1 protein-coding gene is annotated in these 1,480 nt (G+C 74.5%); it reads left to right on the forward strand.

The genetic code is table 11. The features are described 5' to 3' along the window. Nucleotides 1-363: 363 nt before the first annotated feature. The coding region (locus GA0115240_RS05790) for a glycosyltransferase family 4 protein (protein ID WP_093735575.1) at nt 364-1,480 on the forward strand (1,117 nt) is incomplete at its 3' end.

The raw sequence follows: 1,480 nt of genomic DNA on the forward strand, positions 1-1,480 counted from the left end.
TGCCGGCGGGAGCGATCCTGCCGGTTCGCCGGCATCTCCCAGGGCGGACTCGGCCGGCGGTGCCGCACGGCCGTCCGCTGCCGGGGGGAGTGATCCTGCCGGTTCGCCGGCACCTCCCAAGGCGGACTCGGCCGGCGGTTCTGACGGTGCCGTCAGGCAGTTCCCCGCCGGGGGGAGCGATCCTGCCGGTTCGCCTGCCGCGGGGCCGTCACTCGATCGCCGGGCCGACTCCGCCGGCCCGGTGGAGTCCGCTGAAGCGGACGAGCCGCCGGCTGACCCGGCGGGCCCGCCGGTGGATCCGCCGCCGGGCCCTGGCGGCAGCGGTGCCGAGCGGGGCGCCGAGCGCTCCGGAACGGAGAGCCCGTGAGGATCGGGATCGTCTGCCCGTATTCCTGGGACGTCCCCGGGGGCGTCCAGTTCCACATCCGGGATCTCGCCGAGCATCTGATCGCGCTCGGGCACGACGTGTCCGTGCTGGCGCCGGCCGACGACGAGACGCCGCTGCCGGCCTACGCCGTCTCGGCCGGGCGGGCCGTCCCCGTGCCCTACAACGGCTCGGTGGCCCGGCTGAACTTCGGGTTCCTGTCCGCCGCGCGGGTCCGCCGCTGGCTGCACGACGGGAATTTCGAGGTCGTCCACATCCACGAGCCGACCTCGCCGTCGCTCGGCCTGCTGGCCTGCTGGGCCGCCCGCGGCCCGATCGTTGCGACCTTCCACACCTCCAACCCGCGGTCGCGGGCGATGATCGCCGCGTATCCCATCCTGCAGGCCGCGCTGGAGAAGATCCGGGCCCGGATCGCGGTCAGCGAGTACGCCCGGCGCACCCTGGTGGAGCACCTCGGCGGCGACGCGGTGGTGATCCCGAACGGTGTCGACGTCGACTTCTTCGCCCGCGCCGAGCCCCGCAAGGAGTGGCAGGGCGACACGATCGGCTTCATAGGGCGGATCGACGAGCCGCGCAAGGGCCTGCCGGTCCTGATGAAGGCGCTGCCGAAGATCCTGGCCGAACGGCCCGGGGTCCGGCTGCTGGTCGCCGGCCGCGGTGACACCGAGGAGGCGGTGGCGTCGCTGCCCGCGCAGGCCCGCGACCGGGTCGAGTTCCTGGGCATGGTCAGCGACGAGGACAAGGCGCGGCTGCTGCGCAGCGTGGACCTGTACGTGGCGCCCAATCTCGGCGGCGAGAGCTTCGGGATCATCCTGGTCGAGGCGATGTCGGCGGGCGCGCCGGTCCTCGCCAGCGACCTGGACGCCTTCACCCAGGTCCTGGACCAGGGCGGGGCGGGTGAGCTGTTCGCCAACGAGGACGCCGACGCGCTCGCGGCGGCGGCGGTGCGGCTGCTGGGCGACCCGGCCCGCCGGGCCGAGCTGAGTGCCCGGGGCCGGGCGCATGTGCGGCGCTTCGACTGGTCCGTGGTCGGCGGCGACATCCTCGCGGTCTACGAGACGGTCACCGACGGGGTGGCCCGGGTGGTGACGGACG

It is taken from the genome of Streptomyces sp. DvalAA-14, from assembly GCF_900091855.1.
Lineage (GTDB): Bacteria > Actinomycetota > Actinomycetes > Streptomycetales > Streptomycetaceae > Actinacidiphila.